Annotated in this window: 9 protein-coding genes and 1 pseudogene; 8 read left to right on the top strand and 2 right to left on the bottom strand. The window is 70.9% G+C overall.

Annotated features, from left to right (window positions below; genetic code table 11):
- Positions 1-614 precede the first annotated feature (614 nt).
- From NMN56_RS39185 to NMN56_RS39210, 6 genes and pseudogenes are all read left to right on the top strand, one after another.
- Positions 615-1,028, top strand: a complete 414-nt coding sequence (locus NMN56_RS39185) for a hypothetical protein (protein WP_274046279.1) — start codon at positions 615-617, stop codon at positions 1,026-1,028.
- 1 nt (position 1,029) lies between these two features.
- Positions 1,030-2,148: a GNAT family N-acetyltransferase gene (locus tag NMN56_RS39190; protein ID WP_274046278.1), complete on the top strand. Its 1,119-nt coding sequence runs from the start codon at positions 1,030-1,032 to the stop codon at positions 2,146-2,148.
- A gap of 375 nt (positions 2,149-2,523) precedes the next feature.
- On the top strand, positions 2,524-3,351 hold the full coding sequence (locus NMN56_RS39195; protein WP_274046277.1) for a glycosyltransferase family 2 protein: 828 nt from the start codon (positions 2,524-2,526) through the stop codon (positions 3,349-3,351).
- Positions 3,348-4,274: pseudogene (locus tag NMN56_RS39200) on the top strand (glycosyltransferase family 2 protein); the annotation flags it as partial. The gene NMN56_RS39195 and the pseudogene NMN56_RS39200, both read left to right, overlap by 4 nt.
- A 234-nt stretch (positions 4,275-4,508) precedes the next feature.
- Positions 4,509-5,336 carry a polysaccharide deacetylase family protein gene (locus tag NMN56_RS39205; protein WP_274046299.1) on the top strand — a complete coding sequence of 276 codons (828 nt, stop codon included), beginning with the start codon at positions 4,509-4,511 and terminating at the stop codon, positions 5,334-5,336.
- Entirely contained in the window at positions 5,333-9,304 is a 3,972-nt protein-coding gene (locus NMN56_RS39210) for a lipopolysaccharide biosynthesis protein (protein WP_430542831.1), read from the top strand. The genes NMN56_RS39205 and NMN56_RS39210 overlap by 4 nt, the downstream gene beginning before the upstream one ends.
- A 75-nt stretch (positions 9,305-9,379) precedes the next feature.
- On the opposite strand, the gene NMN56_RS39215 is transcribed toward NMN56_RS39210, so the two are convergent.
- On the bottom strand, positions 9,380-10,747 hold the full coding sequence (locus NMN56_RS39215; protein WP_274046276.1) for a xylan 1,4-beta-xylosidase: 1,368 nt from the start codon (positions 10,745-10,747) through the stop codon (positions 9,380-9,382).
- 181 nt (positions 10,748-10,928) lie between these two features.
- Here NMN56_RS39215 and NMN56_RS39220 point away from each other — a divergent pair, with 181 nt between their 5' ends.
- Entirely contained in the window at positions 10,929-12,080 is a 1,152-nt protein-coding gene (locus tag NMN56_RS39220) for a DUF5925 domain-containing protein (RefSeq protein ID WP_274046275.1), read from the top strand.
- A gap of 287 nt (positions 12,081-12,367) precedes the next feature.
- Positions 12,368-12,982 (top strand): hypothetical protein, encoded by a 615-nt coding sequence (locus NMN56_RS39225; protein WP_274046274.1) that lies wholly within the window; start codon positions 12,368-12,370, stop codon positions 12,980-12,982.
- A gap of 134 nt (positions 12,983-13,116) precedes the next feature.
- Here the strand turns inward: NMN56_RS39225 and NMN56_RS39230 are convergent, their stop codons facing one another.
- Positions 13,117-13,500, bottom strand: coding sequence for a GntR family transcriptional regulator (locus NMN56_RS39230; protein ID WP_274046273.1), 384 nt, complete (start codon positions 13,498-13,500; stop codon positions 13,117-13,119).
- Between the last annotated feature and the right edge of the window lie 89 nt (positions 13,501-13,589).

A 13,589-nucleotide genomic window follows, 5' to 3' on the forward strand; every position in this document is an offset into this window, starting at 1 on the left:
GACGAACACCGTACGAGCGCCCGGCCCCCCGAGGACACCCCGAGAAATAGGGGCAAGGAGGGCGCATGAGCGCAGACCGGGTGCGCGCGTACCGGCCCCGGCACGGGCCACGGGAACCCCTCCCCGCTCGCCGCAGGCGGGCCCACAGACGGCAGGGGCCCGTGCGGGGCGTCTACGACGGGCCGGACCGCCGCTCCTACCGCGCATCGCGGCACCGTCATAGGGAACGGACACGCGCCCGCCCGGATCGTGATGGAGCTGATACCCGGCCGGGGCGCTCCGGGCGGCTGCGAGAGGTCCGACCGGGCCGAAACGAGCCCCGACCGCCCCGTTCTTGGCGTGAAACCGCGTACTCCGGATCACGCCGGGACGCTCCGCGCGTCCGGCCGGACATACAGCGGCCGGACCGCTGTAAAGGCACACGCGCCCGGCCAGCTTGCCTCACAGCACGTGAAGTTCACCGCCACAGGAGAGCCGGGCCGCTCACCCAGCGTCTATCGGTCACAGTCACGGAAGACGCTTGACGCCTCACAGGGGCTACGTCAGATTGAATACGCGATACGCGATACGCGCATCCTGCGCTTCAGGGGGCATTCCGGGGGGACCGGCCGCCAATGCAGACCACGCAGCTCCATCAGCGATCACGTGACGATTCCGAGCGCACAGGCTCCGACTCGCTGGCCCTCGCGGCAGGAGCGGCGGTCGCGGTCGGAGGGGCGGGCGCCGCGCTCGCCCTGAGCGAGGCCGACTCGGCCCTGCGCGCTCCCTTCACCCTCTTCTTTCTGCTCGGCGCCCCCGCCGCCGCGCTGGCCATGGCACTGCGGCGGCTCGACCCGCTCAGCCGCACCGTGATCGCGGTGATCGGCGCGATGGCCGTGGACCTCCTGGTCGCCGAGGTGATGATCGCCGCGCACATCTGGTCGGCGCGCGGCGGGGTCGTCGCGGTCGGCGTGCTCAGCCTGGCCCTGCTGCTCGCCACCCTGGCGCCCGCACTGAGCAGCGAGAGCCGTAAGAGACAGGACAGGTGACGTGGACATCCGAGTGTGCCGTCCGGGAGAGCTGAGTGCCGCCGACCGGGCGGCGTGGTCGTCCCTCCAGGCGAAGGCCCATCTGCACGGCTCACCCCAGCTCGCCAACCCGTTCCTCTCCCCCGAGTTCACGCTGGCGCTCGGCCGCTGCCACGCGGGGGTGCGTACGGCGGTGGTGCGGGACGGCGACGGCGAGCCGGCCGCCTTCTTCCCGTACCAGCGCGGCCCGTTCGGCTCAGGGCGCGCGATCGGGCTCGGGCTCTCGGACTGTCAGGGTGTGGTGCACAGGCCCGGCTTCACCTGGGACGCGCGGGACCTGCTGCGCGTCTGCGGGCTCGCGGTGTGGGAGTTCGACCACCTCGTCGAGGGGCAGCCCGGTTTCACCTCGGGAATCACGGGCTCCTTCGGCTCACCCGTGATCGACCTGGAGCAGGGCTTCCCCGCCTATCTGGCCCAACTGCGCGCCCGGACACCGCGGTTCGTACGCGGAACGCTGTACAAGGAACGCAAGCTGGGCCGGCAGGTCGGCGAGGTGCGGTATGTGCACGACGAGCGCGACCCCGAGGTGCTGCGGACGCTCATGGCGTGGAAGTCGGCGCAGTACCGCCGCACCGGGCGCGGCGACCGCTTCGCACACGGCTGGATCGTGCGGCTCGCACAGCACTTGTTCCACACGCGGTCCGACCGTTTCGCCGGTCAGCTCTCGGTGCTCTACGCCGGGGACAGGCCGGTGGCCGCGCATTTCGGGCTGCGCTCCGACCGGGTGCACACGTCCTGGTTCCCCGCCTACGACCCGGACTTCTCGCGCTACTCACCCGGTCTCGTGATGCACCTGCGCATGGCGGAGGGCGCGGCGGCCGACGGCATCTCCTACGTCGATCTGGGGCGGGGCCAGAAGGGGTACAAGGACCAGCTCAAGACCCGTGAGATCACCGTCCACGAGGGCTGGGTGACGCGCCCTCACCCGGTGGCGCTGGCCCGGCGCGCGCACCGTGCTCCCGTACGCGCGGCGCGCAACGCGGTACTGGCCAGGCCGCGGCTGTTCACGCCCGCCGACAGGCTTCTGAAGACGGCGGGCGCAATGCGCTCAGCACGGACGGAACGGAAAAACAGGAGTTGACGGACGAAGGGAAGTGAGGCCACATCCCTTGGCATATCGGGAATCAGTTCCCAGGTATTGCCAATGGCTCTCAAGCATCAATACCGTCGTACATCCACCCGCATCACCCCACATCGGTGGGGACCGCCGTCGTCGGCGCCAGGGGAGGGCTCAGCCGTCGGAGACGGAGGGGTGCGGGGCGCGGTTGGGGGGTGCCGTAGCCCGGGACGCCGCATGTGCGTGTGCGGACCACGCCACCGGGATACGGGCCGCGCGGGAGATGACGTAAAAAAGCCAGCGCTCCGCGAGTGCGGAGCAGCAACCCCCCTTTCGAACCGGACACAGTGCCAGACCGCCCAGGGGCGGGCGGTCCACCGGACGAGAGGGAACAGACTCATGACGTTTGTCGTGCGACCGTTGGCGGAGAAGGCTCAGAACGTCACACCGGCGGTGCCGGAAGAGGCCAGGTTCTACCGCCAGATCTCCTCACACCTGGCGATAGCGCCGCCGGTCAGCATTGTCATACCGGCGATGAACGAGGCAGAGAACCTGCCGTACGTCTTCAAGTCCCTGCCCGGCTGGATCCATGAAGTGGTCCTCGTCGACGGGAACTCCACCGACGACACCATCGCCGTCGCCCGCGAACTGTGGCCCGACGTCAAGGTCGTCCCGCAGCGCGGCCAGGGCAAGGGCGACGCGCTCACCAGCGGCTTCGCCGCCTGCACCGGCGAGATCGTGGTCATGGTCGACGCCGACGGCTCCGCTGACGGTGCGGAGATCGTCAGCTATGTCTCCGCGCTCGTCGCCGGCGCCGACTTCGCCAAGGGCTCCCGCTTCGCCAACGGCGGCGGCACCGACGACATGACCCCCGTACGCAAGCTGGGCAACCGCGTGCTGACCAGCCTCGTCAACCGCAAGTTCGGCGCCCGCTACACGGACCTGTGCTACGGCTACAACGCCTTCTGGCGGTACTGCCTCGACGACATCGACCTGGACTGCGCGGGCTTCGAGGTCGAGACGCTGATGAACATCAGAGTCGTACGGGCCGGACTGCGGGTCCAGGAAATACCGAGCCACGAGTACGAGCGCATCCATGGCACCAGCAACCTGCGCGCCGTACGCGACGGGTTACGGGTCTTACGCGTGATACTGCGCGAACACGGAGGCAAGCGCCACAAGGCGCCAGCCGCGGTCCCCGGGGCGACACCGCGGGAGGGTTCGTGACCCCCTCGCACCGGGTGTCGGTCGTCATCTGCGTCTACACCGAGGACCGCTGGGACGACATCGTCGCCGCCGTGTCCTCGGTGCGGGCCCAGTCCCGGCCGCCCCACGAGACCCTACTGATCGTCGACCACAACCCCGCCCTGCTCGCCCGCCTCGGAACCCACTACACCGGCGAGCCCGTACGCGTACTCGCCAACGCCGGGCCGCGCGGCCTCTCTTCGGGCCGCAACACCGGCATCGTCGCCTCCACGGGCGACATCATCGCCTTCCTCGACGACGACGCCGTCGCCGAACGGGACTGGCTCCTGCACTTCGTCCGCGCGTACGCCGACCCCCGCGTCCTCGCGGTGGGCGGCAGAACCGAACCCGCCTGGGACACGGGCGCAAGGCCCGCCTGGTTCCCCGAGGAGTTCGACTGGGTCGTCGGCTGCATGTACCTGGGCCACCCACGCGGCCAAGTGCCCGTCCGCAACGTGCTGGGCGGCAACGCGTCCTTCCGCCGCACCGCCTTCGAGACCGCGGGCGGCTTCGCCACCGGCATCGGCCGCGACGGCGCCCGGCTCCCCCTCGGCTGCGAGGAAACCGAACTGTGCATACGGCTGCGCCGGGCCGTACCCGACGCCGTCCTCCTCATCGACGACCGCGCGATCATCCACCACCGCGTCCCCGAATCCCGGGCCCGCCTCGGCTACCTCCGCACCCGCGCCTACGCCGAGGGCCTCTCCAAGGCCCACGTCGCCCGCCTGGTAGGCACCCAAGCCGGCCTTTCCACCGAACGCGCCTACACCTCCCACGTGTTGCCCCGAGGCATAGCCCGCGGCCTACGCGACACAGCCCTGGGCCACCCCTCCGGCCTGGCCCGCGCCGCCACGATCATCCTCGGCGCCACAGCAGCAGCCACGGGCTACGCCATAGGAGCCCTGACCCCCACCCAGCCCCTCACCGATGTCTCCCACGAAGAGGCCCACCAGAACTTCACGGCAGGCCCCGATACGGGGTGGGGGAGTCCAGAGGGGGCGAAGCCCCTTTTGGCGGGGGGATTGCCGGGGGGCGGAGCCCCCCGACGCCCGGCCGGCGAGGCCAACGGGGCAAGGGGCGAAGCCCCATTAGGAACGGAAAGCCGAAAACGAACAGAGCAGGAAACGGTCCCAGTCCTGATGTACCACGCCCTCACCCCCACCCCCACCAAAGCCACAGCCCCCCTCTCAGTAACACCGAAAAACTTCACAGCCCAGATGGCCCTGCTCAAAAACAAGGGCTTCACCCCGATCACCACCACATCGCTGGCCGAGGCATGGCGCAAGGGAGACCACCTCCCCCCACGCCCCATCCTCCTCACCTTCGACGACGGCTACGAGGGCGTGCACAGGCACGCCCTCCCCACCCTCACCCACCACAACTTCCCCGCAACCGTCTTCGTCTCGACCGGCTGGCTACCGGGCGAACACGAAACAGGCGGCGCACTGGACACGATGCTCACCTGGGACCAGGTGCGCGAACTGGCCGCAGCGGGCCTGGAGATCGGAGCCCACAGCCACACGCACCCCCAACTCGACCAGCTACAGGACACCCCCCTCACCCACGAGATCACGCTCTCCCGCGACGTGATCGCGGCAGAGACCGGCACCCGCCCGGCGTCCTTCGCGTACCCGTACGGCTACTCCAGCAGACGGGTACGCCAGGCGGTACGCGAAGCCGGCTTCACCCAGTCCCTGGCCGTCAACAACACACTGGCGCACCGCAGCCAGAGCCCGTACGCACTGACAAGGCTGACGGTGCGGCACAGCACGGACCTCACAGAGTTCGAGCGCCTCATCGAAGGCAGAGCACTGGCCACGAACTTCGCCCGGGACCACGTACTGACCAGGGGCTACGCGGTGATCCGCCGCACACGACGCACGCTGACGGCGCTCACGGAACCGACGGCGCCCCGCGTTGAGCGGAACGCACAAAAAGACAGAACCAGAGGATCGCGGAACACGTGACTGACACGACCACCCCGGAGCAGGCTGCCGCGGCCACAGAGGACACATCGGGCCGCAACCCCGAAGGAAACGGCACCCCCGACAAACAAGGCGCACCCAACAAGCGAGGGGCCCCCGGCAAGCAAGGCGCACCCAACAAGCGAGACGCCCCCGGCAAGGAACTCTTCAAGAACGCCTACGCGCTGATGCTCAACACGGGCATCTCGGCCGTGCTGGGCCTCGGCTACTGGGTGGTGGCCGCCCGCTACTACACCGAGGAGGCGGTGGGCCAGGGTTCGGCGGCGATCGCGGCGATGAAGTTCCTCGCGGGACTCACCGCCGTGACGCTCATGGGCGCGCTCGCCCGCTTCATACCCGTGGCGGGCCGCACCACGGGCCGGCTCATCTTCCGTACATACGCGGTCAGTTCCCTCCTGGTGGCCCTCGCCGCACTGGTCTTCCTGACGACGCTCGACTGGTGGGGGCCCTCCTACCACTTTCTGCACGGCCTGCTGCCCGGCATCGGCTTCATCGTCGCGGTGATCGCCTGGTCGCTGCTGACGCTCCAGGACGGCGTGCTGACAGGACTGCGCAACGCACGCTGGGTCCCCGCAGGCAACACCGTCTTCCTCTCGGCGAAGCTGATCCTGCTGGTGGCGCTGGCAGCCGCGATCCCGACGGCGGGGGTGTTCGTCTCCTGGGTGCTGGCGATCGGCCTGTCCACGATCCCGCTCGGCTGGCTGGTCTTCCGGCGCCTCGTGCCCCGGCACATGGAAGCGACCAGGGAGTCGGCCAAACCCCCGGGTTTGCGCGAGATGGGCCGCTTCCTCGCCGGCGACTACACCGGCTCGCTCTTCTCGCTGGCCGTCGTCTACCTCGTACCGGTCATCGTCGCCTCGCAGGTCAGCTCGCACGACAACGCGTACTTCTACATCACCACCACCATCGGCGGGACGATCAATCTCCTGGCCATCAACATGGGTGCCTCGCTCACGGTCGAGGGTTCGCACAGCCCGGCCCGTATCGCCGACAACTGCCGTGCAGCGCTGCGCCGTATGGCCAGGATCATGCTGCCCGTGTGCGGTGGCCTCTTCCTCTTCGCGCCGCAGATCCTCGGCGTCTTCGGCAAGGGCTACGCCGAGGCGGCCACTCCCCTGCTGCGCTTCTACGCCGTCGGCGCCGTGCTGCGCGTCGTGATCGAGACGTACTACGCGGTACTGCGCGCGCAGAGCCGCACCTCCGGACTCGCGTGGCTCCAGGGCCTGTTGTGCGTCATGGTGCTGGGCCTCACCGTGGGACTGCTGCCGCACATGGGCCTCACGGGTGCCGGCTTGGCCGAGGCGGTCAGCCTGCTCCTGGTGGCGCTGGTCGCCGGCTGGAAGCTGTACGGCATCCTGCGCGCCCACCCGCCCGGCGAGGGCGCCGACACCGCCACGGCCGACGCACAGGACGGACGGGAAGGACCCTCGCATGGCGACCCGCAGGACGCCCAGCACCCCACAGGCGAAGACGACGGGACCCACAAAGGTGACGGCGAGACAGACAGAGGCGAAGGCAAAGACGACGGCAAGGACGATGCCAAAGACGGCGGCAAAGGCGAAGACAAAGGCGAAGACAATGGGGCCCGCAAGGACGGCGGCGGGGCCCGCAAGGACGCCGGGGCCCGCGAACGGCGCGGCCCGAGGTGGGCCCGCGAGAGCGACGAGCCGACGCTCCATCTCCGCGCCGACCTCGACCACTTGGAACGGCACCCCAGCGTCACCCCACCCCGGGGGATCCCCGTGCTCGCGCCGCCAACGGGGCCGCACAGAACCGCGGCCGAGCGGCTGAAGCCGGTGCTGCGCCCCGGCCCCTGGCTCTGGCTGCTCCTGGGTGCGGCCCTGACCGCGTACTGGCTGCCGCTGTCCCGCATGGGCGAGGCCGACCTGGACGCGATGGGCGGGCTCGGGCTCGTCAGCGTGCTGCCGGGACCGACGCTGCTCGGGGCCGCACTGCTGGTGTGCGTTTTCGCGGGCGCGCTGTGGCTGCCGGGACAGCACAAGGCGCTACTGGTGGCCGCACTGCTGCTGACGGTGGCCTCGCTGCACGCCGTTCCCGCCGTGCTGGAGGACGCGCCACGCTTCCCCACGGCATGGCAGCACCTCGGTTTCGTCGACTACATAGAGCGCACCGGCACCGCCGTGCCCGACCTGGACGCGCGCTGGAGCTGGCCTGGATTCTTCGCGGGCGTCGCGTTCCTGGCACAGGCCGCAGGCGTGGACGACCTGTCGGGGCTGGTCCGCTGGTGGCCCACCCTGATCCAGCTGGCCTATCTGGCCCCGCTGGCCCTGCTGTTACGTGCCGTACGCGCGAGCTGGCGGGCCAAGTGGTGCGCCATGTGGTTCTTCGCGCTCTCCGGCTGGGTCGGCCAGGACTACTTCTCCCCACAGGGCTTCACGCTGCTGTTCTACCTGCTGTTCGTCGCGCTCCTGCTGGTGTGGTTCCGCGAACCCCGGCAGCCGCGCGGGAAGCGCACGGCGGGCGAGGCGGACACCGGCGGCACGGCAGGAACCGGCGGCCAGGAAGGGACCGGCGGCACCGCAGGGACCGGCGGCACCGCAGGGACCAGCGGCCAGGCAGGCACGGGCAGCGAACCGGACAGCGGAACGGACAGCGGAACGGACAGCGGCGGCGCGGGCCGCAGCGAGCGGGCCGTGCTCTTCGGCGTCCTCATGGCGCTCTTCCTCGCCTCGCTCGCCGGCCACCAGCTCACTCCGTTCGTGATGCTCGGTGTGCTGCTCGGCCTGCTCCTGGCACGGCGCGGCACGCTGTACGGGCTTCCGCTGCTGTGCGGTGTCCTGGTGGCGGCGTGGGTGGGCTTCCTCGCCGAGCCGTACTGGTCGGGGCACTTCGACGAGCTGTTCGGCGGCGTCGGCGGGGTCGGCGGCAATGTGTCCTCGTCCGTCTCTGGCCGTATCGAGGGCGGCAGCGAGACCCACAAGCTGGTGCTGTACGCGCGGGTCGCGCTGGCAGGCGGCACGCTGGCCATGGCCGGGTTCGGGCTGCTGCGCAGACTGCGCGGCGGGGTGTCCGACCGCGCGCTGCTCGTCCTGACGGCCGTGCCCTTCCTCGCCTTCGGAGCGCAGTCCTACGGGGGCGAAATCGCCCTGCGCGTCTTCCTGTTCGCGGCGCCCGGCGCATGTGTGCTGGCGGCGCTCGCCCTCTTCCCGCGTATCTCCAGCCGCGCCCCTTCGGGCACCCGGCGCCCCGCGTGGCTGGCCCCCGCCGCCGCACTACTGGCCGGCCTGGTCCTCATGGGCGGCTTTCTGGTGGCCCGTTGGGGCAACGAGCCCTTTGAGCGGGTGCGCGCGGGTGAGGTCGCCGCGATGGACCATGTGTACGCGCACAGCGAGCCCAGCGCGCGGCTGCTGTGGCCGAGCAACGACACGGTCAACGACGTGACCCCCGCGATGCCATGGGGCGCGCGGGACATGGAGCGCGTCGAGTACGTACCGTTCTCCGCTCCCCTGGACCCCCTCGACCCGGACAAGGTGGCGCCCGTCGTCGAGGCGCTGCGCGAGGCGGGTCCGAACTCGTATCTGATGCTCAACGAGGGCCAGTCGACCTATCTGCACTTCGACGCGGGCTACCGCAAGGACTGGCAGCGCCGTATGACCGCGTCCCTGGACGCGCGCGAGGAGCTGCGCCCCGTCCTGCGCAACGGCGACGCGGTCCTCTACCAGCTCAGGGACGGGCCGGCGCCCGGCAAGGCCGACCCTCCCGACCCCGGACCCACGGGCCCCCACCTCACCTGGACCACGTGGACTGTCATGGGCGTCCTGGCGACGGCGCTCCTCGTCCTGCTGCTCACGGCCCGCGAGGCGGTACGGGTCACCGTGGCGCCGAGCGAACGCAAACTCACCTGGCTACAGGGCACGTTCTGGTTCGCGCTCCCGCTGGTCTTCCTGCTCCTGGCGTCCCTGGTCCAGCGCTTCGTGACGATGTCGTGAGGCACGGACACGGGCACGGGCGTGCGCGGAGTGCGCGGGATGCGGGGACGCACGGGGCCATCGGCGGGAGAGGCGTCAGCGCTTGAGCCACCGGGTCTCGTAGCCGGACATGTCGAACGTACGGCCGTCGATCTTCGCCTCGATACCGCGCGACAGGGTGTTGACGACGAGGACCGCGTCCTTGTCGGCCAGCACACGGACGTTGGGGCGGTCGTTCTTCGCGACGCCGACCTTGGTGAAGGAGGTGCCTGGCGGGAACTCGCGGGCGAAGCGGGCCAGTAGCCGCATCATGGGGAGTTGCCCGCCGCCGTCGCGCAGCCGCGTGCTGCGCCACAGGCAGCCGGCGCAGGCGCGGCCCTCGTTCTGGGGGTTCCAGTAGAACGCCGCCGAGGTGCCGCCCCGCGCGAGCGCGATGAGCGCCGACGCCTGGACGGCGCCGCGGTGCGGCTCGCTCCAGCCGTCCCGTTCGTCCTTCTCGTCGCCCACCTCGACGTACCACTCGGCCCACCACAGCGGCAGCTTCGTCTCCTCGCGCATCCATCTGCTGACGGCGGTCAGCTTGTCGACGGCGCCGAACTCGTCGGGCACGAGGCGGTCGTCGACGCTGTAGCTGGAGCCGTCGACGACGGCGAAGTCCGCGCCTCTCTTGTGCTTGTTCCAGTACGACACCGCGTCCAGCGCCCGCTGGTCGAGCGCTCCCCACGGGCCGGTGACCCCGGACGCGTTGTGGCTGGCCTTGCCGACGCTGTCCATGACGACATAGGGGCCGCCCACCAGGTTGTCCCGGTCCACGCGCTTGAGCCGGTCGTGGACCTTGTTGTAGAGGCGTGTGTAACCGGCGGCGTCCCAGCGGTCGTTGGTGTCGTCGTAGAAGCCCTTCAGCTCGTTCCAGACGACGAAGTGCCGTACGTCGGGATAGCGTTCGGCGACCTTGCCCGCCAGCTCGGCGAAGTCCTCGAAGTGCTCGGGAGACGGCGCCGTCTCCAGCTCGGACCAGTCCGTCGCGCCCGCACGCCCGCCGTCCTTCATCCAGTCCGGTGCGCAGCACAGCGTGATGACCGGGGTGACGCCGCTCTTGCGCATCAGCTCGACGCGCTTGTCGAGCGCCTCGAAGTCGTAGCGTCCTGGAGAGGGCTCGGGGTTGTCGGCGCCCCAGCCCATGATGTGCTGGTTCTGCGGGAGCCCGGTGTCCTTGAGGAGCTTCCCCGCGCGGTCACGCGCCGCTGTCGTGCCCTCGTCGGCGCTGGCCTTGGTGTGGGTGAAGCCCCATCCCAGCGCGGTGCCCGGCCTGCCGGTCGGCGGCGTGGGCTTCCCGTACACGCCCGCGCCCTTGCCGTCCCCGCCCTGGCTCCCGGGTGGGATTCCGCACATGGCCAGTGCCAGAGCCAGTGCCACGACCCCGATGCTGAACAGGCTGGCGATACGCCAGCGTCGCACGTTCATCGCAGCCGTCCCCCACTGTGCCGCCCCATCCGTCCACCCCGGGCCCCAGACTACGGCGCGGGATGCCCGCTTCGGGAGGTTGCCGGGGGCCGGACCGGGGCACGCCCCCTGCGGGGAGACACTCACCACGTGTAGGCAAACCCGCGTGCGTCCAAGGCATTCATGCCGGATCATGACCGGCATGAGTACCGACCGCCGACCCGAAGACAGGAGCGCGATCCTGGATTCCGAGACCCCGACCCCGCCCGAGCTGGTACTCCCCGCTCGGCTGGCCATCGACGACAGCGACTCGACCACCGACATCATCGACGCGCTCTTCCTCGGCCGTTTCACCATGGGAGAGCAGCCCTACGCGCGCAGCCACACCGTGGACCGCGTGAAGAAGGGGTGCAGTCTGCTGCCGCCGGGTGCGAGCGTGCTGCGCGAGGCCAGGGACGACAACGCCGGCTCCGTACTCGCCGAGGGCGAGGGCTGGACCGTACGGGTCTCACGCTGGAGCCAGGGCGCCGAGGTCACGGTGACGGCGGTCACGGACGAGCTGGCCGAGCAGCGGCTGAAGCAGGCGATCGACGGCGCGGAGGACGAGCCGGAGCCGGAAGAGGACCAGGTGTCCATGGGCTTCTGGTACCACTCGCCGATGCGCGGCCCGCGCCGTACGTCCCGCACGATCAGCGCGGGCGCCTGGGACGAGGTCAGGGAGAACTACACGGCGCGGGTGGCCACGGCCATGGACGAGCTGATGAAGGTCACCCCCGACGAGATCTCGGGCCGGCTCCTGCTGCTCCACGGCCCGCCCGGCACGGGCAAGACCTCGGCGCTGCGTACGCTCGCACGCTCCTGGAGCGACTGGTGCCAGGTCGACTGCGTGCTCGACCCTGAGCACCTGTTCAACAACATCGGCTATCTCATGGACATCGCGATCGGCGCCGACGACTCGGACCCCGAGTCGGGCAGGTGGCGGCTGCTGCTCCTGGAGGACTGCGACGAGCTCATCAGGGGCGAGGCCAAGTACGCGGCGGGGCAGGCACTTTCGCGGCTGCTGAACCTCACGGACGGGCTCCTCGGCCAGGGCCGTAACGTCCTGGTCGGCGTCACCACCAACGAGGACCTGGAACGGCTGCACCCCGCGGTGGTCCGCCCCGGCCGGTGCCTGGCCCGGATCGAGGTCGGCTCGCTCTCCCGCGAGGAGTCCGTCTCCTGGCTCGGCACGGACGAGGGCGTGGGCCGCGACGGCGCGACGCTCGCCGAGCTGTACGCCCTGCGCAAGGGCCGCTCCCCCAACGCCGCCAATGTCCCCTCCCAGCAGAAGGACGGCGCGGGACTCTACTTGTGAGAGTGCCGCGCCGCGGAAGTGGTGCCGTGCCGCTGAGGGGGTGCGGCGCTGCTGCTGAGGGGGGCCCTTCCGGTGCTTCGCAGGCCGTCCGTGCGTGGTGGCTTGGCGCGCCCACACGGCGGAGCCGCACATGACACAGGCCCGCGCCGCTGGCGGTGCGCGGGGAACCGCGCGCCCACCCGGGCCGATCGGGTGGCAACCATCGGCGGGGGCCGCGTGTCTGACTCGGTGACCGCTTGTTCGATGGGGGATTCGACAGCGAATCCGACGGGGAAGAGGTACCGCTCATGCGCACCACCACCGTTCGCAGGGCCGCCGCCGCGGCCACGGCCTCCGCAGCCGCTCTCTCGCTCGCACTGCTGACAGCGGGTCCGGCCACGGCGGCCCCGGCACCCGGGTTCCTGAAGCCGGCGGACCTGCCGCCGCACTCGTCGTCGGCGTGGTTCGCCGGGAAGGTCACCAAAGGGCTGCCCGACCCCGAGACGTTCTGCTTCGAGGGCGCGGTCCCCGACCGTGCCGGCACCTACCACCGCGACTACCGCACCGACTACGACACCGGTGCCTCGCAGGTCACCGTCACGCTCGCCTCGGCCAAGGCGGCGGACCGGCTCGCCGCGCGCCTTGAGGCCCGCGCCGCGAACTGCGCCGCTGACTGGCTGCGCGACAACCCGGGCAGCACCGCTTCCTGGGACGACTACGGAACGGTCTCCGCCGGCGACCGCGCCCATGTCTACGGAGTGCACACCGCGCCGCCCGAGTCCGAACACGGCGTCAACCTGCTCGGGGTGGCCCGCGAGGGCGCCACCGTCACGCTCGTGCGGTGGGCAGAGATGGGCACGCTGCCCCAGGCCCCCGTCACGGCGTTCCGCACCACGGTCAGCACGGCGGTCGACCGCCTGTAGCTCCCCTCTTCCCCGCCGCTCCACCCCGCCGCAGCGCTTCTCCTCCCGCCACGACGGACACCCTCAGCTGACCGGACACTCTCAGCTGACCGGCCACCCCCAGCTGACCGGACGCGTGTGCGTCCAGCGGCGGCTCAGGCCTCGTACGCGGCGCGGAGCGCGTCCGCCGTGGCGGCGAGGGCGGTGTCCTGGTCGACGCCGAGCCGGTGGGCCCGGCGGGCGAAGGTGAGGGCCGCCTCGGCCAGCTCACGCGCCGAGGCGGGCCCCGTGGCGGCGATGAAGGTGCCGTGCCGGCCGTGGGTCTCGATGACGCCGTCGGACTCCAGCGCGCGGTACGCCTTGGCGACCGTGTTCGCCGCGAGCCCCATCTCCTCGGCGAGGCCGCGTACGGTCGGCAGCTTGTAGCCCGTGGGGAGTTCACCGGCCCGTGCGAGGGCCGCGATACGCGCGCGGATCTGTTCGTACGGCGCCTCTGCGGCCGACGCGTCGATGGCCAGGGTGAGGGGGTTGTGCGGCACGGGACCTCCGGAACGGAACGGACGGGCTTCGGCCCGATTCTCCCCCGGCCTGGGCCCCGGAGCGTCTCCGCCCGGGAAACCGGTCGACG

The organism is Streptomyces iconiensis (assembly GCF_028657195.3).
GTDB classification, from domain to species: domain Bacteria; phylum Actinomycetota; class Actinomycetes; order Streptomycetales; family Streptomycetaceae; genus Streptomyces; species Streptomyces iconiensis.